The sequence below is a fragment of the Pseudomonadota bacterium genome (assembly GCA_036339585.1).
Lineage (GTDB): Bacteria > Pseudomonadota > Alphaproteobacteria > UBA8366 > UBA8366 > UBA8366.
Map to the genome: position 1 here is coordinate 52,632 of JAYZAS010000005.1, position 22,828 is coordinate 75,459.

Below are 22,828 nucleotides of genomic sequence, written 5' to 3' on the forward strand. Positions count from 1 at the left end.
ATGAAGACAATCGGGGAATTAGCGAAATTAGTACGATCAAAGAATGCTGGGCCTTTTGTAATGACAATCGATATTATGTTCGCAGACTCTGAGACTTACGAATTAGTTAAAGAGACTGGAGTGCTGAATAGGGGGATGGTTTCTGAGATTTATAACGTGTCAGAAAACCAAGTGCAGTTTTTTGAGGTTGATAATTGTTACGCGTTCAAAATCTCAATTCCAAGGCCATATTTTCAAGGAGATATCCGTGACTCAGATAGTCACGCCGGGCAGCAATACGCTCCTTTTGTTGACCTATTAGTGCCAGGCACCTGAGTTGCGTTTTGCGGTCTAGCAAAGTTCCCATCCTAGGCAGTCTTTGGCGTGCCCTAAGCATATGTTATGAAATATAATTATATGCTAGGACTTCAGGGCACTCAGTCCTTCAAAGATTAATTAATTGGAATACTTAGATTTAAGCCTATCATCTCTGTACCTGGATTTGTGTCTGAATTGAGCAGCTTTCCGTGTGACATGTGGTGGAAACTTCCAGTGATTCTCATAGCGTTATCAAATCTATATCCAACTTCAAAGCCTGACCTTAAAACACCGGCTGAGCCAAGGTTTTTGGCTTTCTCCCCTCCAATGTAAAACGCGGGACCAATATTAAAGTTGATTACGAAATGGCGAGTTATATGGAAGTCGTGGGATGCGGCAAGCCAGCCATAAAAGCTACCATCTGTATTACCAGTTACACCTACAAGGGGTTTGATTCGTGCCCAAGTCCAACCGGGCTGAAATTCTAAACTAAAATCGTAAGCCTTATTTTCATCATCCACGGCATCAAATTGACTAGCACTAAGTTTGGTAAAGGCTTGTTCTGAGTCGGGCTGAGGTAGATCAAACACAAACCCGGGCAGCACAGTAGTGAGTGCTGCTCCGGCAATGTAGTAAACCGCAGGGTCTTGAGCACGGGACTCTGATGTCCCCATTAGATTCAGCAGAAGCACAAGCGTAAAAGAAAAACTTGTTTTTTTTATGTGATGCCATTTTTTCATATCTATTTTCCGCCTTTGGGAGCTGAAATTGGATCATCAGCGCCAGTTTTACCGTGTCGGTGCGTGTGGCTAGTATCCGCGCCCATATTGATTTCTCTATGAGTCGTGCAAATGTGTTGTTTATTTTTTTCTGCATCTTCCTCGGCAACATCTGAATCTGACAAGCGGTCTTTCATTAAAGATCTGAGCTTTGTAGGTGTGCGTTTCATCGCCCAGGTTGAAATTTGCGCGTATCCATAAGCACCTTCAAACATAAATCGGTAAAGAGTAAGGCATGTTATGAGTGAGATAAGGGCAGAAAATACGACGTCGCTCGTAAAGTGCCCGCCCTCTCCGACCCTTAGGACAGCAAAAAAAACTCCATACCCAAGTGCAAGTTTTATCAACAGTGGCCGCCGGCGTGAAATCATACCGAAAGCCAAAAAACAAAAAGCGAAAGATGCTTCTCCAGATGGGAACGAACAATTCCCAGTACATTGATTGGTTCGCATCATTGGCGGGGTGTACTCCATTTTGCCGCCAAAATCTGCAATGTGCGCTGGCCGTGCACGACCCCAATTCTCTTTTAAAATAACACTTACGAATAGCCCAGGAGCCAATGCAAAACAAAAGAAGACATAGAGCAATTTCTTGCGATTTAGCCAAAATCGAGAACGACGGAAAAAGTATGCAACGACAATAAGTACAAAAAGTCCAATCATTGTGATCCGTGTTATTGCGAAACCAGCTTGTCGGAGGTAACCGATGATAGCAAGGCGTTCCTCACTGTGAGTCAGCGCAAAGATAGTAGGCTCAATGAAAAATACCTTCGAGATCCATAAATCAATTTCTGGGAAGGAAACAAATAAAAATGCCAACCCAAAGCCTGCCGCTAGCACTGCAGCGAGTGCTCGCTGCACGCGGGTTTGTGTAAGACGATTATTGTCGGTTGAGGATACTGCCGACACATTAGGCTCCGACGCTTCGTGCCTGTTTATGGCACCCATTTATTTTTTTAAAACACGCAAATATGCGTGGACCAAATCATTGCCATGATAAGGTAACATGTGAATAAAAATTTGCAAATAAAAATCGACCTGTTTATAGTAATTAATGCAGTAAAAAATACTATATATGGTAATGACTTCAATATTAGTCTATTTAATAGCGATATTACTTAAATTATTTAGGTGATTTGATCGCCAAATGTACTTTTATTATCCTTTTATTTATGTTTTATGATTTGGCGATCACGCTCCGCAGGGGCGAAATAATGGGTAACAAAGATGTTTGATTCTCAAGGTTCCAAACCGAGGCAATGGTATTTTCGGCATTTTTTTCTCCCACCAAAGGCACGGCGAGAGCCCGAAATTTAGAAGACAATTTTTCCCATTGGCCTGACAGGTCCTCGTTAGGTTTAGCAAGGTCATCAGTCTCTCGGATTACAGTTCCGTCATCCTGATGAACAATTACCTCAGATTGGTTAGGCGTAAAAGTGTTCTCAGCTATTAACTTCACTTTATCGCGAAGCTCTATCAGACCTTTTTTCTTAGCTGTTTCGCGACTGTATACATCAAGTCTTCCTGTATCCAAACCAGCCAAAGCCATGGCGGTAGTCATATAAAGACTAAATTTTATTTCCAGACCTGTTTCTGGCTTTGGTTGATCACACATACCCTTAAGACGCGCGGCGTGCCGAACCTCTATTTTTGTAACCCTTTCGATTCTGAAAGCTGGGTTTTTTGATATTCGTTTTGCACACTCGATTGGTGAGTGCACACCGTAACAAGCAGCGTGATATTTGAATAGTAAATCTGTAAGGTGAAACTTTTCACCGAGTCCCTCTAGCGCTGCATTTACGTTGCATTCGCCCTCAAAGTTTTCACCAAACCCATCGACGCGCTCGACGATATTTTGGCGTGAGGTAAAACCGCGCTTTGCCCATTCTGCTGATAATAGTCCATTCATGGCTGCTTTACCTGCATGGAGTGGTTTGCACATAGTTCCAAAATTAGCTTTAAGACCGGCGGCCTGTGTGCCTGAAATGCCAAGGGCATTTGCGGTGGTTACTGCATCTAATCTCAGCAACTTTGAGGCACCAGCAGCTGAGCCAAAATGTCCCATTGTGCCAGTTGCATGCCAACCCTTCAGGTAATGTGAGTCGCCCATATAGGCGCCAATGCGGGCTTCAACCTCAATACCTGTAATTAATCCAAGCATGAAATCTGCCCCTGAACATCCATCGCGTTCAGCAATAGCTAGCACTGACGGTGCCACAGGAGCAGTAGGGTGACCACGAAAAATACGCACAACATCGTCGTAATCAAGAGCGTGCCCGGCAGCACCGTTAATTAGAGCAGCTTGACTTGCAGAGGCGGTTTGTCCCCGGCCGATTAGACTTGCTTGGCTTCCAAGGCCCTCCATGTTTGCTGTGTCATGTAGAATGCCTACCAATTCGTCCTGAGCGCCAGCAATGGTGACTCCCAGCCAGTCTAGGAGGCAGTGTTTCGCATTGATTTGCGCCCTCTCTGGCACCTGCGCGAGCGTAAGAGCATTGCCCCAGTGCGCCAATTGTTCTGTGAACCCATATTCCTCATTAGAGGGTGTAGCTGCAGTTTCCATATTATTCTCTCTTTACCTGACGAGTTTGGCACGATATTAACATTAATAGAAACTTTACGATAGAAGTATGGTTTCTCCGGCGGAATATGTTTAGCGTCTCACATTTACTGAATAGGGGTTGGCACTTGAAAGTCTTAATAGTTTTCTGTAATTCCTGAGGTTATGACCGAGAGGCTTTCCGTGTGAGAGACTATCTAACTGAAAAATTCGAAGCTGATGTTTCATTGCAAGAAGGTACCGGTGGCATCTTCGATGTGTTTGTTGACCAAGAATTGCGTTTTAGTATTTTTAAAACCGGTTGTTTTCCGACTGAGAAACATTTAAATGCGCTGGGTTTATAACATGTCAATCGTATTTGTTTGGCAGTGCATTCATTTAAGGATCGGTCAACTGGTTGGGCAGGATTCCCACGAGTCAACTTAGAAAATGGCTCGCCACCGGAAACGCAATCATGGGCTTGTTAGCTTGCAAGCCTTGGTAGATAATCGGCGCTGTATGTTCAGCATCCATTAATAGAGGCATAGGGAACTGATTTCTCTCCGTCATTCTGCTATCAACAAACCCGGGACATACGACCGACACGTTTATCGTATGTATCTGAAAGGCGCCGCGCAAAGCTTGCCCGTAAGCAGGTGCAGCCGCCTTAGACGCGCTATAAGCTGGTGCTACTGGCAGACCACCAAACTCGGCGAGGGAGCTCATAATGGTAATCTGCCCTTTCCCGCGTTGCTGCATACGTTCGATTGCAGGATGGATTGTGTTTAGCATGCCCTCAAAATTGATTGAAAATATTTCTCGTGCCTGCTGTCCGGTTTCACTACCGGAGCCGGCAGAAATGCGGGCGTTAGCGATAACCAAGTCAAGTGGTGCAACATCATCTATTGTTTCGATCCACTGTCTCATTCCTTTCTGGTCTACTACATCAACTGGCTTACAACTGACAGACGCTTTCTTATGGTGGCACGCCAACTCCACCATCTTTATCCTCATTGTATCACGTCCATTTATAGCCAAATTTCGTGTTTTACCTGCATAAAGCATGGCGAGCGCCTCACCAATGCCACTCGAAGCATCTGTAATCAACACTGATGAAGGATGTTTAAACAAATTGACACTTTAGCACAGTCTGAACTTCAACGCTGGTCCATTAGTTAAAAACAGCGTCACTATATTTATAATTTTAGAAAGAGAATACTTTGACCGTTTCATCTATGACTGGATTTGGCCGCGCCGAATATGAATTCAATAATTTGAATTGGTGCTGGGAAGTAAAAAGCGTGAATAACAAATCCCTTGATATTCGTGTACGATTACCAAGTAAATACTATCGCCTTGAGTCAGCAGTGCGTCGGGAGGCTCAACGTCGATTTAAACGTGGCGCATTAGATGTGTCACTAACGGTTCGGCAGTCCGAGGTAACTGAAGTCCAACATAAATTTCACATAAATCATACTCTTTTGCATCAGTTAGTCGAAACAGCGCAAAAAATAAATCCTTGTGAAGTGGTGAATATCGAGGCCTTACTTAATGTTCGCGGAGTTGTTGAAAAACTGGAGGAACCTGAGGGTGAAGAAGAAAAAGGGGCACGGACTGCTAAGATGATGGAATCACTTGTTAAAGCACTTGATTCATTAAAGCACAACCGAGTTGCAGAGGGTGAAAAATTAGCGAAAGTATTGCAGCAGCAGCTGCAAGGTATTTCAGATTGTATAGATGCTACTGAAATAATTTTGATTCAAAGGGGGCAAGATAAGAGTGAAAGGTTGCAAGTTCAGCTCAGCGAAATTTTAAAAGCGCACCCTCCTCTTTCAGAAGAGCGTTTATTACAAGAACTTGCACTAATTACAATTAAATCTGACATTACTGAAGAGTTGGATCGTCTTCGATCGCACGTCTCCGCCTCAAAGCAGATCCTGAAGGAAAGTGAACCCAAAGGACGGCGTTTGGATTTTTTGTGTCAGGAATTTAATCGTGAAGCCAATACAATTTGTTCAAAAGCAAACTACACAGAGTTGACGAAGCACGGGCTTGAAATGAAGGCTTTGATAGAGCAATTTCGCGAACAAGTTCAAAATGTGGAGTAGAATATTTGACTAATGAATTGGGGCTCCGGCGGCGCGGCTTGATGCTTGTTTTATCCTCACCGTCTGGAGCAGGGAAAACAACTATCGCTCGCGAGATTCTAGTTCGCGATCAATCGATAGAGATGTCTGTTTCAGCAACAACGCGTCGTAAACGTCCCGGCGAAGTAAGCGGGGTGGATTATCACTTCGTCAAAAAAACTGAATTCAATATAATGCGCAATCAAGGAGCATTTCTCGAGAGTGCGAAGGTTTTTGATCATTACTATGGTACACCATCAAAACCAGTTATGAATGCTCTCGCAAACGGTACTGATATTCTGTTCGATATCGATTGGCAGGGGACGCAACAGCTTGTTGAGAAAGCGCCTGATGATGTTGTGAGCGTTTTTATTCTGCCTCCGAGCCACGCCGAGCTTGAACGCCGCCTTTACAGTCGAGCTCAAGACTCATCGGATATTGTTGCTAGGAGAATGGCAAAAGCTGCGGCCGAGTTAAGCCATTACGCCGAATATGATTATGTATTCATTAACAATCATTTAGGTGAAAGCATTGTAAACATTATGGCTATTCTAGAGGCTGAACGCTTGAAACGTCGTCGGATGATTGGCCTTAGTGATTTTGTAAAACGGCTTTGCGAAGGTGGCTAAACCCTCGGGCAAGGCGCGTGTAATCTTCAATTGTCAATTCTTCTGCTCGCTTTGTAGGGTCTATTTTCGCTGCGTATAAAAGTGTTAATGTGTTACAGTCAAGAGTTTTCAGAGAACTTCGCAACATTTTGCGTCTTTGTCCAAAAGCGGCAGCGGTGACCTTTTCGAGGTCCGAGAGCTCCACATTTTCAGATAAGCTCATGTGAGGTTTGATCGATACTAATGCGGAACTTACTTTTGGTGGTGGCGTAAAGGCGCGAGCCGGTATTTTGAATAGGAAATCAGTGTTAGCTCGCCAATTACAAACTACCGATAGTCGCCCGTACACTTTGGTGCCTGGCCCTGCAACGATCCGCCTTGCAACTTCATTCTGAAACATGAGGGTCATGCGTTTAAAAGCATTGCCCTTAGAGATCCATTTGGTCAGCAGGACTGTCGATATATTGTAAGGTAAGTTGGCGACTATTCGACGGGGAGGGGGGGCGAGTTCTGTTAGATCAATATATTGAGCATCTCCCTCCAATACTTTTAGCCTGCCGTTTGCAGCATCTACTAAGCTAGTTAATGCAGTTATACATCGCGGATCACGCTCAATCGCAATTACACGGCGGGCACCCGCCTTAAGAAGGGAACGGGTCAAACTGCCCGGCCCTGGGCCAATTTCGAAAACGGTTCCGTCCGTTATATTCCCGGCGCTACGAGCTATTCTGTCTGTGAGGTTTAAATCAAGTAGAAAATGCTGGCCGAGTGTTTTTCTCGTTTTCAAGTTGTGGGTAGAGATGATTTCCCTTATTGGCGGAAGTGTTTCAAAGTGAGTTTTAATGTTCATGTTACTCGGGTATTTGTCGTTTTTTGAGTCGTCGATTTGCAATATCGGCGGCCATTCTAACGGCAGAAACAAGGCTAGTTTCATCGGCGATCCCTAAACCTGATATTTCAAAGGCTGTGCCGTGATCAGGCGAGGTCCGTACAAAAGGTAAACCCATTGTGATGTTAACTCCCCCGACGAAATCGATAGTTTTGAGGGGGATCAGTGCCTGGTCATGATACATGCAAATCACTGCGTCATAGTTTTCTCGTGCTTGGGCGTGAAATAACGTATCTGCAGGTGCCGGACCGGCGACATTTGCCCCTTGCCTCTTAAGTTCCTCTATTGCGGGTTGTATAATTTCATGCTCTTCAACACCTAATCGGCCCTGTTCGCCACCGTGCGGGTTAAGAGCAGCTATTGCGATTTGCGGTACTTCGATACCAAAATCTTGTTTTAGCGAAGAAATAGTAATGTTGCTTATCTCAATAATATTTTTGGCGGTGAGGGTTCGGATAGCATTACTAAGGGATACATGGGTAGTGACAGGGACCGTTCGCAAACCCGGGCAGGCTAGCATCATTGCTGACCTATTTTTACCTGCAAGTTTTGCCAGATATTCCGTATGTCCAGGATGCCCAAACCCATTCTCATAAAGTATGTTTTTGTGTATCGGATTCGTTACGATTGCTGAGGCAGAGCCTTTTGTCACTAATTTCACTGCCATATCTATGGCAGCGACCACACTCTTGGCATTAGCAGGATTCGGCTCCCCAGACTTGACCTGTGCTGGTAATTTGAGTGGTAATACTGGAAGGCCTAGTCTAAATACATCTGCTGTTGCAGCAGGGTCCTCAATGGGGATCACCTCGACTGGCCATTCGAGATCTCGCGCGATCTTTTGTAATCGTGCAGGATCGTCGATTGTGAAGAATGGTGGCAGAGGGCCACCTTCCGTATTGGCCCAAGCCTTCAAGGTTATTTCCCCACCAATTCCAGCGGGCTCCCCCATAGTCATTGCAATTGGTGTGAAATTAGTCATTAGCCGCGCAGGTCAATATATGCTGTGCGCCTCAAGTCGCGCATGTATCGCTGCATGAGTAGATTTAATTGCCGGTCACCCAAGCGCGCCCGAACTTCTTTTTTTGGCGGAAGGCTGGACCTAGGTTTGTCCCATTCGCAAACCATCATTAGCAATAGCCCTTCAGCAACTCGGATAGTCGGGCTCACTTTGTTAGCTGGTAAATTCCTGATTGCTTTTGAGATCGTTGATGGTAGCTCTTCAATATTTATTTTTCCAAGACTGCCTGACTGAGGTGTATTGAGTGCGCGCCCACTCTCGTCAAGGTGTTTACACGATGTCGAGGTGTCTCGAATTTGCGCAGCAATATCTTCTTGCGAATCAATTTCCGCTTTTTTTGCTTCCGCTTTTAAAGGTAAAAGTAATTGTGAGACCAAGGCCATGACCGGTTTATTGTTATGTATGGTGGGTGAAATGCGCTCGTGTAATTTCAAGATGTAAAAACCAGATATAGTGCGGAGGGGGCCAGCCAATTCTCCGTTATTTAATGCATCAAGCGCTTTCTCGAGTTTAGGGTCAAGCTGGCCTTTTGACACAGTCCCCAAATTTCCACCAGTTGCCGCACTTGAACTTTGGGAAAATTCTCTCGCGATCAAATTGAATTTGGCCCCTTCGTCCAATTGACCTAAAAGCCTGCGCGCTACGTCTAAAACCTGATCTTCTTGGTCTGGATTATCGACGGCGAGAAAAATTTCGGAAACCTTATACTTAGGTAAGTGTTGAATTGATTGTAAGCGACGAAATTCATCCTCTATTTCCTCATTACTTACATTAACTTGTTTAATTAGACGGCGACGAACAATAGATTGCCATGCAATTTCACCTCTTAATTTATCATGTAAAACACTATGACCTATGCTCGCTTGATCAAGTAATCGTGGTATGCTCCCACTTGGCAGATTATTGCGTTTCTCAAGTAAAGATATCTGTTGGTTCACACGGCTTGTCGGTACACGTATGTTTAATCGGGCCGCTTCTTGGAGGCGCAGCTTTTCGTCAATCATTGCCCGAAGAACTTGGGGTGCCAGTCTTTTTCGGTTATCAGGAGAATCGGGAATTGCACTTGTCATGATCAAAAGACGAACCCGTTGAAAAAGATCGTAAAATGAGATCACATCATCATTGACTATTGCACGAATACGTAACACTTCGTTAGCGTTCGCGCACGTAGAGGTAATAACGCAAGCCATACCAATTAGTGCAGCGAACACCATTTTTAAGAGTCGCTGTTTGATAAGCTGGAATAAGCTTATAGTCGTAAGAGAATTAGTTTGGGAATTCGCCATGGCGTCATCCTGCGTTAGTCGATACCTGTCCCAAGTTCTTGAATATAATTCTGAATAATAACGAGGTTGATGGGCGTATATCGGCGTCCCGAAAAAAGCTGCGTCTACCTATCACGTTGAACGTTATACACTCATCTGCATATCTAAGGCTCGCAGAATGGCTAAGCGAGCCGCCATCTTTGGTCAAATCCCTATGAGTAGATGCACGGATTGACCAGAATTGACTAATTTGTGAAATAACCGCAGTTTTTATTTCTTCACGCTTTCTTGATGAGCCGGCACCGGTCCCGTTATCAACGTAAATGTAATCTCCTGAAATCTGAAAGGCTTTTGGGCCAACGTTGAATGAGAATTCATTACGCAGAGGCGTTAGATTCATGTGGTTGGCTCGAAATCTGTACAAAAGGTCAATATATCTGTGCGGTTTGATATCGACCCGTCCCACTAGATCGGAGAATCCTTGGTTAATCCCGCTATTTGCAGCCAGGTCATCATCTTCAGAAATTCTGAAAGTTTGACCAATGAAGATACTATTCTGGCCAAATTGTCTGCCAAAAAGACCATATCTAGCACCATATATTAGGCGTTGCCCACTCTCGACGCGATCAAGTCCCGGCAGTCTATCCATGCTTAAAAGATTGGTGTCATCCTCTTCAAAAACACTGCTATCTTCGTCGGGAATTTTGTTTGAGTTTCCACCATTTCGCGTTGCAACGAGGCCAATCAGGGGTTCAACTAAGTGGGAAGTTGCGTCCCTCGCTAGAATAAATGGGAATCTCCAGTCTGCATATATCCGAGGCATGAGCCGATATTCAACACCATCTGACGAAGTGGAGTTAACTTTTGGGTTCGAAATCTGATCAGTGTTGTAGAGATCCATTTGCATATCTAGATTTATTCGAGATACAAATCCGATATCTGAGGTGCGCGAAAGTCCATATCCCGGCTGTGCAGAAAATCGTTGGCCAGTCGGCCCATCACCTCGTCCAAGAAAACGAAAATTTGCATCAAGAGAGGTGCGTCCGCCCCAGGAGTCGGCCTCACCAATATGTTTGTAATCAATAATTGGTGCTACAAAAGGTTGTTCGTTTTGTCCTTCTTTACTTGAGCGTAGGTCTTGGAAGGAATAAAAATTTAGTGAAGCGTAGTTCCGGTGTCTAAAGCCCTCGATGTACACATGCTGTTTGAGCGAATTTCCTTCAGGTTTAAAAAAATTAAAGCGACGTAGGTATGAGCGGTCGGTACTCCGCTCAATATCCATTCCCATACGCCAAGTATCATTGATATCGTAACGCCCAAAAGCTTCAACATGCCCCCGAAATTCGTCTTCTTTTGTTTGTGGATTGGATGGATCTCCCTCTTTGCGGTCGGCCCCAGTGGCACTACCTGCCAGATAGAGTTCACCCTTATTGAATCTATGGCGATATTCACCGTTAAAAATTAATCCTTCCTTCATTGTATAAATCGGTGAGATGGTCATATCTTTGTTATCGTCAAGCACTAAGAAAAAAGGTGTTTGTAAAAATCCATCAAAGTTCCCCCCTAAGCCAAAGTTTGGAGTAAGAAAACCACTTCGGCGATAGACAGTAGGGTCTGGATGCGAAAAATAGGGTGAATAAGCTACAGGCACCCCAAAAAGTTCGAGGAAGGCGTTACGGTAGGTTACCTCTTGATCAGATTGGTCATGGACTATTTTCTCTGCTTTTAGTTGCCAAACAAGGGCCCTATTGGGGTCGTCTTTGCAAGGCTCGCATGGTGAGTATACGGCCCGACGCATCACAGTTCTATTGCCGTCGCGCCTAGTTCCTTCAGCAGCAGCGAACCGACTTTTATCGGCTAATAAGATACGAAGTTCTTTAACAATACCATTTTTAAAATCGTCAGTAAGTTCAATGTATTCCGCAAAAAGGACTTCTCCTGAGGGTTCGAGTAGTGAAATATTTCCAGACGCACTTACAGTATCAGACTTCTGATTGTAGCTTATGGAGTCAGCCGTGAGCAAACGTTCACCTTGAGCAATTTCGACATTGCCACGAGCTAGAATTGCACCTAGTTCTTCATCATAATTTACTTCGTCGGCAGTGATTAATATTTTGCCGGCTTGCTGATACTCGATTGCGTTTACTCTTTTTTGCAAATTGTAGGTTGTTGGTTGCTGCGCAACAGTTACAGGTGACGTAACCATCAATGCGGCCACAATGAACCAACGCTTTGAAGTCCCCTTGAACATTATCCATCCTCCAGATGAAATAACATTGCGAGTCCGATCATGATTGAGACACACGCAGGAGTCCAAGCAGCAAGGGTTGCTGGAATGGTGGCCGATATGCCGAGCGCGTGCACTACGTCAGACATAAAGTAAATGACAAAACAAACGACGATACTTCCAATTATGGCAAAGCTTGCCCCAGTTCGACGATGCACCCTTAAAGTAAAACTGGCAGCAATCAGGACCATTGCGCAAAGAAGGAATGGATAGGCGAGAAGTGAATGAAAATGAAGTAAGTGCCGATGTCCAGAGAACCCTGCTGCTTCTAAAGTGCGGATAAACTCCGGTAAATCCCAAGAAGACATGGTTTCTGGAGACGCAAAACTCTCTTGGATTTTTGTTAAGGTGAGATTTGTTCGCACTTGGTGTCGCTCCCGAAACTGTGCCTGAGCTAGGGGGGCAGAGATCCAAGCATTGTCAAGTTGCCAATAGCCTTTTTCAAGTCGCGCTTTTTCAGCATCAATGCGTTCTGCAAACCGGTCTTTTCCTTCAAAACGGAAAATTATTACATCATGCAGGTCCATGGTCGAATTCGTTATGCGTTGGGCATGAATTACTGATTGATACCGTCCATCTGCCTGTCGAAGCCAAAGCCCATTTTTCGAAACTGCGAGCATACTTGTGCGTCTTTTTAGAAATTGTGCCTCATACGCTTCATATTTGGATAGCATAGCTGATGCGAATGGATTGAAGCCGCCTATTTCAAATACACCCACGACAAATGTAATAAAAACGGCTGGTAGCAAGAATTGCCATACCGAAATTCCAGCAGCGCGGGCAACAACTACTTCATTTGTTCGAGCAAGGCGCCAGAATGCCAAAAGTGCTCCGAATAATATGATGAACGGCAACAAAGAATGGATCATAAATGGCAATTTTAGCAAACCCATTTTCAGTACTACGTCCATTGTCGCATCTACTTTGCCGGATGCTCGACGCATCAATTCTACAGTGTCTAGAACCAAGGCGATACACGCAAAACCAAGAAATACGCTTCCGAACCAAAAAAGAAATTGGCGCGAAAAATACTTTGAAAGTGTTAGTGACAGCCGCAATTGCACGCCCTCGCAATTATGCCAGCTCTACCGGCGTGGTCATCTGGGAACGAAATAATTTTTATGGCCGCATCAACCACGAATCGGATAATTAGGCTACCATATTGAAGTCGCCTCAGGGTATGCCGATAGGTGGAATAGCGGCTTGCTCGCTGGCTCGCGAGTAAGCGTATGGTGCCCATCTCGTTACGTTCTTCTTATTTTTCTTCAATTTTCACTATTCATCACACTCTTTAACCTTGTTTACGATATTTTTGAAAGCTTTTTCTTAAGTTTATTTGAAATTGTTCTTGGCAACCTTTGTTCTTTATCAATCTTGTGGGAGTTATATTTCAAAAAGTAATTAAAATTTTTTAACCACTTCAAAGAGTATTTTGATTTCGAGAGTTATTCATGTCTGATTGCATTTTCGCTTTCGATTTGATTGTGTTATCTGCATTTACAGCTATTTTACTTTTGAAATTTCTGGCCATCGGAACTTAATCTTAATGATCGATTTTTTAATTGAGATTTTGCCATCTCAAAAACAGACCATAGGTTTGCTCTCAGTTTTACTTGCAAGCTTGGTGATGAGCATTATTGGTCGTTCAATCAGCTCTGAGTGTGTTTTAGGTGGGTCCACTCTATTAATGGGATGGGGTATAGGAAGTCTTTTGTACACAGGACTTGCAACACTTAGTACCACAAATCTTTCGAATGTTGTTTGGACATTAATTCTGTTCGCTTTCGGGAGCATTATTTTCTTAAAACGACGTGGGGTAGAATTAGTGACGATGAAGCCGTGGCGAGTTTTTTTCCTCGGGTTTCCATTTTTACTAATTGTTGCAGCAAAATATCCATCTGAAGTAGATGTCTTAAGCCACTGGCTCTACAATGTTATATATTTATTAGATTATGGCACTCTTCCTCGACCAGGATTGCCTCAGTCACTTTCTGCTTATACAGGATTTCCCTATAATCACACTTTTGCGCTTCATTTTGTCTCTGTATTAGCGGGAGGGGTGGCGGAGAGTGCAGGTAATATAATAAACTTTGGTCTAGTAATTCTTTTCGCGGTTTTATTGGCCAACTTGATTCAATTGGCTAAGACAAACAGTCCTACGCAAAGTCCAGCTCCTATTGGTTGGCTATTGGCTGCTTTGGCATTGATCCTTGCTACATATGCAAACCCTATTTTTGTGCGAAAAATCGTATTAATGGCCAACCCCGATACTGCAACCAGTGTTGGGCTTGCTTTCTTGGGGATTACCGCATGGCAACTCACAGAGCGACTTCGAGCAAACAATGCCCCTATAAAACCCTTTGTATTTCAATTTAGTTTAATCTCACTTCTTTTCGTTAATTTAAAGCAACCAAACATCATCATATTTTCTATACTATTTATGGGTATGGCTTTGGTTTTGCTAGGTCAAAATGCGTTTCCACGCTTCCAAAGACTTCTCAGACTGTCACCAACATTGATTGGTCCCGCGTTATTTTCATATCTTCTCTGGCGTAATTTCGTATCTGCGGATGCCTATCTTCACGAGGCGACTTTGTTACCTTTCGAGCAATGGCAATACCAGAACATTCCAGCCATTTTGAGCTCTTTTTGGGCAAATGCAGTAAAGAAGGCGGGCTATTTCGGACTTATGGGCGTTCTTGTTGTTTTGGCAGGTATGAAATTATTTAGGCCTGAAACTTCGTTTGACAGGCTTGTTTTTTTAGCTGCAGTTATTTTTATAGGATGGAATGGCGTTCTATTTTTTCTCTATATTGCTCATTGGACTGGGCACGCTAGTACCGGGGCATCAAGTTACTGGCGCTATAATACCTTTATCGGTTATTTTGGTTATGCAGTCGCAATATATGGCCTGTCCCGTTTTTACTTCCAGAATTATTTGAAAACACCCGTCATTAAAACGTTTGTACGGAGCACAGCCCCAACGCGGATCATTATAACATTGGCAATCTTGATGCCGTTTGTAACAGCTCCATATCTGCGTTTTGATAGGCAACAACCAAAGCCATACTTGCGTTCAATCGGTCACGAACTTGGCACCAGTGTTCCTCATGGAGCAAGAGTTTTAGTTCACATACCCGGGGACATCGGAGATTATGCCACCGTGATGCAGTATTTTGCAAATAGGTTTCGATCAGATATTTCTGTTGCTCCAGCTCCTAGCCTGTCGATTATTAAAACCGATCTGCGCAAGGAATACCCGTCACCGCCAATGGTGTGGTCCATATGCGGTAGCAAAGAATTAGAGCAATATTTCACATTGAAACTACCCGAAAACAAATCCTTCCTCCTTAAGAAACGCAATGGAAACTGGGCAATCGCGAAATCATGGGATTGGCCAAAATCGCGTCTTCTGAGTAGTTATCATAAAAATATTAGGAACCTAAGCTGTGACATTAGACAATAGTGTTCGAAATGTCATATTGCCGCGGTGGGGGAAAGCGACTCGGCTTTAAGATTATGTAAAGGGCAATCAAGAGGGGAATAATAGAATTGCAATACATCAATGGCAGAAGCCACTGGTGAGTCACAGCGTAGTTTTTAAGTGTTAAACTTAAAAATAAGACCATAAAAACACCGCCTAAAGCCTTTACAATCAGAATGGTGTGGCCGCGGCGGTTGAAACTCCCATTCAGAAGGATAGCCAGAGCTAATGCACAAAATGTAAGCGGTAAAAACCCGGTAGCGAGGCGATTATGCCCTTCCGCAAACATTTCTGACCTATAACGTAAATTTTTATATCTACCGTCATTGGTTTCAAAAAATAACTCGTTCAAGAATCGTTCTGCCGGCTCACGTGACCGTGATGCACTCTGTCGACGGCTTGGTAATTCTACTGTCCAACGATCAAACTCCAGGGTATCCGGAGAATTATTTTTTTTATAATTTACGGTCTGACGTATTCCGTTGACAAGAATTATACGCGGGCCTTTATCTGTATCCACTAAGGCTCCCTTTTCCGCCATCATGGTCTCTGGGTGATCTTTTTTACGGTTGTCATGCAACATTATGCCGTATAGCTGGCCGTCTTTATCACGTTCTCGCACATACACGGTTATGTCTTTCCGGATATCATTAAAAATACCCTCTTGAAGAGCCACTGAGGCTAATTCGTTTCGGAATTCATGTTCGCGTGACTTGTACTCCCTAAAACTGGCGGGTTGGACATAAAGATTAAGAATGAAAGTAAGCGCCATCATCACAAACCCGACGGCTAATCCGGGGCGTGCTAGAGCCCAGTTCCCAATTCCAGCTGCTCGCATAACGATAAGCTCACTGTCGGTAATCATCTTACTATAAACAAAAAGAGTCGAAAAACAGGGTGCTACTGGGAATAAAACAACCAAAAAAAATGGCATTTGTAAGCTTGCCATGGTTAGGAAAGTGGAAAAATTTAATCCTCTATTTAAGGTCCAGTCAATGATACGCAGCGATTGTGTAAGAAAGACAGCAAAAATGAGCACCAAAAGGAAAACAATGGTGATACCAACAATCTGTTTCGAGATATAGGTCCCTAGACTTTTCAAGTTCGCTTCCTATTTATATTTTTTTGCAAATCTTACTTACCCCTTATAAAGGCATATCATAAGATATAATTGTGAAGGCAGTACCTTAACTACAGCATAAACGCATTTTATTTGATTGGACTTTCAGAATGAACATCACTTTTTCGAAGTTGAGCCTACCAAAATCTGGTCCTGTTGTCTTTGGCATTCAGGATAAATCACGCCTTTGTCCATCCGTTGCCGCATTAGATAAGGAAAGTGGAGGTTCTGTGCGACGCGCTATTGATGTCAGCCAATTTAAAGGTAAGAAAAATCAAATACTTGAGATCATCGCGCCACATGGTCTCAAGCATGAAATGGTTTTTTTCATAGGTTTAGGAAGTGAATGTCTTAGTGAAACTGAATTGCAAGATTTAGGTGGTTCTATTTATGCCTGTATTGATAAACTTAAGCAGCAGCGAGCTACGGTCATGGTGGATTTTGGCAGTGACCCCACACAATCAGCTGCTCACCTAGCATATGGAGCTAAATTACGTAGCTACACATTTTCGAAATATAAAACGAAACTAAAAGAAAACAGCAACAAAGTGAAAAAACTTATCATCGCTGTCAATGGAGAGGCAAAAGCAAGACGCGAGTTTAATAAGCTCGGAAAACTGGCGGAGGGTGTTTTTCTCTGTCGTGATTTGGTCACTGAGCCACCGAACATTCTCTATCCGGCTACATTTGCTGCCGAAGTGCGAAAATTAAAGCGACTTGGCGTAAAGGTTGATATCTTGGGTGAGGCCGCGATGAAGAAGCTTGGTATGGGCGCGTTGCTTGGTGTTGGCCAAGGATCGCGCAAGGATAGTCAGTTAGCAGTGATGAAATGGAATGGTGGGGTTTCCTCGCAAAAACCAGTCGCTTTCATTGGTAAGGGTGTCACATTTGATACAGGTGGCATATCCCTTAAGCCAGGTGCTGGAATGGCAGATATGAAGTGGGATATGGGCGGCGCTGGAGCTGTGGCAGGCCTCATGAAGGCGTTGGCTGGTAGAAATGCAAAAGTTAATGCTGTGGGTATAATCGGCCTCGTAGAAAACATGCCAGATGGTGACGCGCAACGGCCCGGAGATGTTGTAACTACGATGTCAGGTCAGACTGTTGAAATTCTAAATACTGACGCGGAGGGTAGGCTTGTTTTGGCTGATGCACTATGGTATTGCCAGAAAAAATTCAAACCATGCCTGATGATTGATCTTGCTACTCTTACAGGCGCTATTTTGGTAGCGCTAGCAAAAGAATATAGCGGTCTATTCTCAAACAATGATGAGCTTTCAAATCAACTTATCTCGGCTGGAGAAGGTAGCGGAGAAAAAGTTTGGCGCATGCCTTTGAGCGAAATTGGCGGTCATTTTGATAAGATGATTGATAGTAAAATAGCTGATATGAAAAATATCGGGGGACGCTATGCAGGCTCTACAACAGCTGCGCAATTCTTACAGAGATTTGTTAATGGAGTACCATGGGCGCACCTAGATATTGCGGGAATGGCTTGGGCGGAAAAAACTACGGCAACAGTACCTGAAGGAGGTACAGGATATGGAGTAAGACTTCTCGATCGATTTGTGAAAGATAACTTCGAATAGGCTTCATAAGTTTTGACTGAAATACGGTTTTACCATTTGTTTTCAATGACCTTAGAAAAGGCATTACCTGTTTTATTGGAGAAAGTCTTAGAGCGTGATTGGCGAGCTTTGATAATTACGGACTCATTAGAGAGAGTGACCGAGCTTGATTCTGGCTTGTGGACTTACAAACCGAGCAGCTTTTTGCCTCATGGTATGGTGGGAGATGAAGACGCTGATTCGCAGCCAATCTTGATTACCCATAAAGATGAAAACTCTAACAACTCAAATGTACTTTTTCTTGTTGACGGTGCAGAAAGTAAGCAAGTCGGAAAATTTGAAATGTGTTGTTTACTTTTTTTTGGTAATGATACAAGTGGGTTAAGGAAAGTTCGTGAGGCTTGGACAGGCTACAAAAATGAAGGCCACAAGGTTATATATTTGCAGCAGGACTCTACCGGTAAATGGAGTGAAAAGCGCACGGTTAGCGATTAAAAATATTCACCAATATTTGTAAATTTTTTTGACACAAACCCTTGCGGCAACGCTTAGAGCCGTCTATAAGGCGCTGCCTTTAATAATACTCTCCATAAAAGGGAAATATATCAAATGGCCCAGGAACGGACACTATCCATAATAAAGCCTGATGCTACTCGTCGCAACTTGACCGGTGAAATTAATGCGCGGTTCGAACGGGCTGGATTGCGCATTGTTGCACAGCGGCGCATCCACCTGATACGTAAAGAAGCTGAGGGATTTTATGCAGTTCACAAGGAACGTGCATTTTTTGATGAATTATGTGATTTCATGTGCTCTGGGCCCGTAGTGGTGCAGGTATTAGAGGGAGAAAACGCAATTCTAGCTAATCGTGATATTATGGGTGCCACAAATCCTGCAAATGCCGACGAAGGTACAATCAGGAAAGACTTTGGTGAGTCAATAGAGGCTAATTCTGTCCACGGTTCTGATTCACCAGAAACGGCAATTACCGAGATAGCTTACTTCTTCTCCGAACTTGATATTGTTGGGTGAGAAAATCAGGCAAACACTTCGAATTTCATGCTTTGGACGACCAAGACTAAACCAACGTTATTGCTAGAATTACAAGCAAAAGAACTACGCCTGCACAAGTCCACGCCGACACTTTAATAAGGCCAGCCCAAGTTTTGAGATGATCTTTCGGAGCTTGCTTATACTGCATTTCTCCTGACATATTCTGCTCCTACATAAATTTTCTTTATCTCTATGTTTACCTATACCGGCTTTCTTCAGCACGCAAGTGTAAACGTTTTTTACTCTTCTAATTTAGCTTTGGACTAATGATTACAGAGTCATCAAGCGATATTTCATCAAAAATAACGTATCCATCCTCTATCTTTACGCGCCCTTCAGCAATCATTTTAAGTGCTAATGGGAAGATAATATGTTCTTGCTGAAGAATGCGTGCCGCTAGAATATCTTCGCTGTCATTTGGCATTACCGGAACAGCGGCTTGAGCAATAATTGGCCCCGCATCCATATCCTGACTGACGTAGTGAATAGTACAACCTGCTATTTTAACGCCAGCGGCAAGGGCACGGGCATGGGTGTCTAGCCCCTTAAATGCTGGGAGTAACGATGGGTGTATGTTAACGAGGCGACCGTGCCACTTTTTTACGAAACTACTCGTTAGGAGCCTCATAAATCCAGCGAGACATACCAATTCCGCATTGCAAGACACGAGCTCATCATTGAGTTGCGTTTCGAAATCCGTCCGATTTTTAAATTTGAGGTGATCTATTACCGAGTGAGGAATACCGGCTTTTAATGCTCGTTGAATACCAAAAGCATCTCTAACGTTTGATATTACCCGCACTATGTGCGCAGGGAAACCGGGTTTCTGGCAGGCGTCAATTAGAGCTTGTAAATTTGAACCATGTCCCGAGACCAAGACAGCAACCCTTAACCGATCGGTCACGCCCAATCACCGTGAACTAGAACGGGTTCTCGCTTTTTCAGATGCTCAATGACACCTATGGGAGTTGCAGGTTGGCCACTTGCTTCTATTGCGTTAGCAATTGCAGAAGCCTCGTCTGCAGAAACTATTATCACCATTCCAATGCCACAATTAAAAGTTCGCAACATTTCAGGCACTTCGATTGATCCTGTTTCAATAAGCCAATTGAATACTGGCGATTTCGGCCAAGAGCTTAGATTTAAGGCGGCACACTTGCCGTCAGGTAGAATACGTGGAAGGTTTTCCAGTAATCCTCCACCAGTGATGTGCGCAATACCCTTGACGTTACCTACCTCGCGAGCAATTTTAACCGCGTTAACGTAGATGATTGTTGGTTTTAAGAGTGCATCACCCAGCGAAACACTTGTATTAAAGGGCGCTGGTTCGAAATAGCTAAGACCGCTTTCATCGACAATTTTTCTAACTAACGAATAACCGTTAGAATGAATACCACTGGAGGCCAAGCCTAATACAATGTCACCAACGTTTATATTGCTCCCATCAATACCGTCGTGGCGTTCCATCGCTCCAACAGCAAATCCCGCGAGGTCGTAGTCATTTTGCCCATAATGGCCTGGCATTTCTGCCGTTTCTCCACCGATTAGTGCGGATCCTGCTTGCTGGCAACCATTGGCAATACCAGCAACCACTTTTTCTACTATTTTATTTTCAAGCCTGCCGGTAGCGAAATAATCCAAAAAAAATAGTGGCTCTGCCCCTTGTACCACTAGATCATTTACACACATCGCAACGAGGTCAACACCAATAGTACCGTGCTTATTAGCCGCTATGGCAATTTTTAGCTTAGTGCCCACACCATCCGTGGCAGCGACAAGTATGGGGTCCTTAAACCCAGCGGATTTAAGGTCGAATAATCCCCCAAACCCACCAAGCGATCCGGAGGCGCCAGATCTCGCAGTTTGAGCTGCCAAGGGTTTAATGGCCTCTACCAATGTATTGCCAGCATCAATGTTTACGCCCGCATCACGATAAGTCAGTTTAGTATTTGATTTTAACGCAGCTATGGAGTCCTCGCTTCGAAAGACATATAAGTTAAAAATGTTCCTTCAGGTTACTATATCATTCCACCACACGAAAATACCGAATTGGATTTATAATTTAATGTTTCGCCTGTTACAAATTGTCAACTTATTTGGTTTCTGTTTCCTTGCTCTGGTGTTTCAAAGCCTTCATGGTACTTCAGTCAAGGCTGATGTGTTCACGGTTCGAGATGTTGAGGTGAATGAGAAGGCTGCAAGTGAGTTGACTGCCAAGGCCAAAGCGTTAGCTTCCGGGCAGCAAACAGCACTCTTACTACTCCTAAAACGCATAACGATGCTATATGACCATGACAAGCTGCCAAAGGCTAATAATCAGCTGGTTACAGAATTAGTCCGCGATTTTTCGGTTGCTGATGAAAAATTCGGCGGCGGTCGCTACCTGGGTAAGGTGAATGTCCGCTTCAAACCAAAGGCTGTCCGCAGGCTCCTAGAAAAAATGAATATCCCATTTGCAGAGACTGCGAGCCGCCCTTTGGTTGTTTTACCGATCTTAGTTGAAGGTGATACTCAGTTGCTTTGGGATGAGCCTAACTCATGGTTTGATATGTGGGGCGAGTATGCTCGTTCAGATGGACTATTACCTCTTACAATACCTCATCGAGAGCTTTCCGACATCTCTTTGATATCAGCTGAGCAAGCGAGTAGCGGAGATTTGGCTGGTCTTAGGGCTGTGTCAGAGAAGTACAAAACCCGAGGAGTCTTAATTTCAATAGCGCAATTCAGTACAATTCCGGAGCGCGGGGTTCAACGAGTAGAAATCAAATTGATTAGCTTTGGAAAAAATAATCGTTTAGATGAAAAACTATTTGCCTACGAGAGCCAGACTGAGATGTCTCAAACGGATTTTCAGAAACAAGTTGTTTTGGCCCAAATACAACAACTCGAGGAAGATTGGAAACAAGCGAACTTATTGAGCGGGGGGATCAATAATACGGTGACTGCTGTAGTGCCTGCAGAAAGACTTTCCGATTGGTTAGAAATTAAGAAACGGTTGAGTCGGGTAGCAACTGTTAAGCACGTGGAGATACGGCGTATGTCAGTACGAGAAACTGAAATCCGCATTCGATTTCAAGGCGCAACTGATCAATTACGTGTTGCGTTGGAGCAGATTGGTTTAGGCTTATCTGCTTATCCAGGGAGAAACGTGTGGGCTATAGAACGGCTAGACCAATAGACAGGGGATTTTAAGCCGATGGCATTCCATGACGCATTGCGGAGATTGCCGAATTTAATTTCGCTTGGACGGCTGTTTGCGGTCCCCATTATCGTTTGGCTTATCTCATCCAGTGAAATGGCAATAGCGCTTTGGATCTTTATTGCAGCTGGGGTTTCCGATGCTGTCGATGGTTTTATTGCGAAACGTTTTGATGCGGCAAGCAGGCTCGGAAGCTTTATTGACCCTTTGGCAGACAAGGCTTTACTGGTGAGTTGCTTCGTCACACTCGGTATTGAAGGTCAAATTTCGACTTGGTTGGTGATATTAGTTGTTTTCCGCGACGTATTAATTATTGGTGGTGTTCTTTTATCATTGCCTTTGGAGCGCCCGGTCATTGTACATCCTCTATTCATCTCAAAGCTAAATACAGCGTTACAGATAATATTAGTTGCTCTAGTGCTTTCGAAAGGTGGTCTTGGTATGAACGATGGACAAATATTGCCTATCGTGGAATGTGTTGTTGCGGCAACAACTCTCGCATCCGGTGTCAGCTATGCGTATCGCTACGTAGTTGCTGCAAACGAAAAGGATGTAAGGGAAAGCAGTAGTCATACTAATCAGCTTGGAGATTAA

Annotated in this window: 22 protein-coding genes and 1 pseudogene; 10 read left to right on the forward strand and 13 right to left on the reverse strand. The window is 43.9% G+C overall.

What is annotated here, in order from left to right; all coding sequences use genetic code 11:
• Positions 1-315, forward strand: a complete 315-nt coding sequence (locus tag VX941_05685) for a DUF4387 domain-containing protein (protein ID MEE2932897.1) — start codon at positions 1-3, stop codon at positions 313-315.
• A gap of 116 nt (positions 316-431) precedes the next feature.
• On the opposite strand, the gene VX941_05690 is transcribed toward VX941_05685, so the two are convergent.
• The 3 genes from VX941_05690 to VX941_05700 form a co-directional block, all read right to left on the reverse strand.
• Entirely contained in the window at positions 432-1,037 is a 606-nt protein-coding gene (locus tag VX941_05690; protein MEE2932898.1) for an acyloxyacyl hydrolase, read from the reverse strand.
• 2 nt (positions 1,038-1,039) lie between these two features.
• Complete coding sequence (locus VX941_05695) at positions 1,040-1,984, reverse strand: phosphatase PAP2 family protein (GenBank protein MEE2932899.1); 945 nt, start codon at positions 1,982-1,984, stop codon at positions 1,040-1,042.
• A 268-nt stretch (positions 1,985-2,252) separates the two neighbouring features.
• Positions 2,253-3,638, reverse strand: a complete 1,386-nt coding sequence (locus VX941_05700) for an MmgE/PrpD family protein (protein ID MEE2932900.1) — start codon at positions 3,636-3,638, stop codon at positions 2,253-2,255.
• Positions 3,639-3,811: 173 nt separating this feature from the next.
• Here VX941_05700 and VX941_05705 point away from each other — a divergent pair.
• Positions 3,812-3,979, forward strand: a pseudogene (locus VX941_05705) (Rdx family protein).
• Between the two features lie 73 nt (positions 3,980-4,052).
• On the opposite strand, the gene VX941_05710 reads toward VX941_05705, so the two are convergent.
• Positions 4,053-4,745, reverse strand: a complete 693-nt coding sequence (locus VX941_05710) for an SDR family NAD(P)-dependent oxidoreductase (protein MEE2932901.1) — start codon at positions 4,743-4,745, stop codon at positions 4,053-4,055.
• Positions 4,746-4,834: 89 nt separating this feature from the next.
• On the opposite strand from VX941_05710, the gene VX941_05715 reads away from it, so the two are divergent.
• Entirely contained in the window at positions 4,835-5,722 is an 888-nt protein-coding gene (locus tag VX941_05715; GenBank protein MEE2932902.1) for a YicC/YloC family endoribonuclease, read from the forward strand.
• 41 nt (positions 5,723-5,763) lie between these two features.
• Positions 5,764-6,369 carry a guanylate kinase gene (gene gmk, locus VX941_05720; GenBank protein MEE2932903.1) on the forward strand — a complete coding sequence of 202 codons (606 nt, stop codon included), beginning with the start codon at positions 5,764-5,766 and terminating at the stop codon, positions 6,367-6,369.
• On the opposite strand, the gene rsmA is transcribed toward gmk, so the two are convergent.
• From rsmA to lptG, 5 genes are read right to left on the reverse strand one after another with little or no spacing between them, the layout of a single operon-like run.
• A complete protein-coding gene (gene rsmA, locus VX941_05725) occupies positions 6,332-7,198 on the reverse strand; it encodes a 16S rRNA (adenine(1518)-N(6)/adenine(1519)-N(6))-dimethyltransferase RsmA (GenBank protein MEE2932904.1) in 867 nt (288 codons plus the stop codon). The genes gmk and rsmA overlap by 38 nt on opposite strands.
• 1 nt (position 7,199) lies before the next feature.
• Positions 7,200-8,219, reverse strand: a complete 1,020-nt coding sequence (pdxA, locus tag VX941_05730; protein MEE2932905.1) for a 4-hydroxythreonine-4-phosphate dehydrogenase PdxA — start codon at positions 8,217-8,219, stop codon at positions 7,200-7,202.
• Positions 8,219-9,544, reverse strand: coding sequence for a peptidylprolyl isomerase (locus VX941_05735; GenBank protein MEE2932906.1), 1,326 nt, complete (start codon positions 9,542-9,544; stop codon positions 8,219-8,221). Before VX941_05735 ends, pdxA begins: the two co-directional genes overlap by 1 nt.
• Before the next feature lie 4 nt (positions 9,545-9,548).
• Complete coding sequence (lptD, locus tag VX941_05740; protein ID MEE2932907.1) at positions 9,549-11,774, reverse strand: LPS assembly protein LptD; 2,226 nt, start codon at positions 11,772-11,774, stop codon at positions 9,549-9,551.
• Positions 11,774-12,874, reverse strand: a complete 1,101-nt coding sequence (gene lptG, locus VX941_05745; GenBank protein ID MEE2932908.1) for an LPS export ABC transporter permease LptG — start codon at positions 12,872-12,874, stop codon at positions 11,774-11,776. Before lptG ends, lptD begins: the two co-directional genes overlap by 1 nt.
• A gap of 482 nt (positions 12,875-13,356) precedes the next feature.
• Here lptG and VX941_05750 point away from each other — a divergent pair, with 482 nt between their 5' ends.
• The gene (locus VX941_05750; protein MEE2932909.1) at positions 13,357-15,276 is read left to right on the forward strand and encodes a hypothetical protein; all 1,920 of its coding nucleotides are present in this window, start codon (positions 13,357-13,359) and stop codon (positions 15,274-15,276) included.
• Here the strand turns inward: VX941_05750 and VX941_05755 are convergent.
• Complete coding sequence (locus VX941_05755) at positions 15,266-16,396, reverse strand: LptF/LptG family permease (protein MEE2932910.1); 1,131 nt, start codon at positions 16,394-16,396, stop codon at positions 15,266-15,268. The two genes, VX941_05750 and VX941_05755, sit on opposite strands and share 11 nt — an antisense overlap.
• A 128-nt stretch (positions 16,397-16,524) precedes the next feature.
• Between VX941_05755 and VX941_05760 the strand changes: the two genes are divergently transcribed.
• From VX941_05760 to ndk, 3 genes are all read left to right on the forward strand, one after another.
• Entirely contained in the window at positions 16,525-18,003 is a 1,479-nt protein-coding gene (locus VX941_05760) for a leucyl aminopeptidase (GenBank protein MEE2932911.1), read from the forward strand.
• 12 nt (positions 18,004-18,015) lie between these two features.
• The gene (locus tag VX941_05765) at positions 18,016-18,477 is read left to right on the forward strand and encodes a DNA polymerase III subunit chi (protein ID MEE2932912.1); all 462 of its coding nucleotides are present in this window, start codon (positions 18,016-18,018) and stop codon (positions 18,475-18,477) included.
• A gap of 114 nt (positions 18,478-18,591) precedes the next feature.
• A complete protein-coding gene (gene ndk / locus VX941_05770; GenBank protein MEE2932913.1) occupies positions 18,592-19,014 on the forward strand; it encodes a nucleoside-diphosphate kinase in 423 nt (140 codons plus the stop codon).
• Positions 19,015-19,060: 46 nt separating this feature from the next.
• Here the strand turns inward: ndk and VX941_05775 are convergent, their stop codons facing one another.
• From VX941_05775 to purM, 3 genes are all read right to left on the reverse strand, one after another.
• Complete coding sequence (locus VX941_05775; protein MEE2932914.1) at positions 19,061-19,195, reverse strand: aa3-type cytochrome c oxidase subunit IV; 135 nt, start codon at positions 19,193-19,195, stop codon at positions 19,061-19,063.
• Positions 19,196-19,282: 87 nt separating this feature from the next.
• Positions 19,283-19,939 carry a phosphoribosylglycinamide formyltransferase gene (purN, locus tag VX941_05780; protein ID MEE2932915.1) on the reverse strand — a complete coding sequence of 219 codons (657 nt, stop codon included), beginning with the start codon at positions 19,937-19,939 and terminating at the stop codon, positions 19,283-19,285.
• Positions 19,936-20,976, reverse strand: coding sequence for a phosphoribosylformylglycinamidine cyclo-ligase (gene purM / locus VX941_05785; protein MEE2932916.1), 1,041 nt, complete (start codon positions 20,974-20,976; stop codon positions 19,936-19,938). The genes purN and purM overlap by 4 nt, the downstream gene beginning before the upstream one ends.
• Before the next feature lie 124 nt (positions 20,977-21,100).
• Between purM and VX941_05790 the strand changes: the two genes are divergently transcribed.
• Both VX941_05790 and VX941_05795 read left to right on the forward strand, forming a co-directional pair.
• Positions 21,101-22,213 (forward strand): DUF2066 domain-containing protein, encoded by a 1,113-nt coding sequence (locus VX941_05790; protein MEE2932917.1) that lies wholly within the window; start codon positions 21,101-21,103, stop codon positions 22,211-22,213.
• Between the two features lie 18 nt (positions 22,214-22,231).
• Entirely contained in the window at positions 22,232-22,828 is a 597-nt protein-coding gene (locus tag VX941_05795; protein ID MEE2932918.1) for a CDP-alcohol phosphatidyltransferase family protein, read from the forward strand.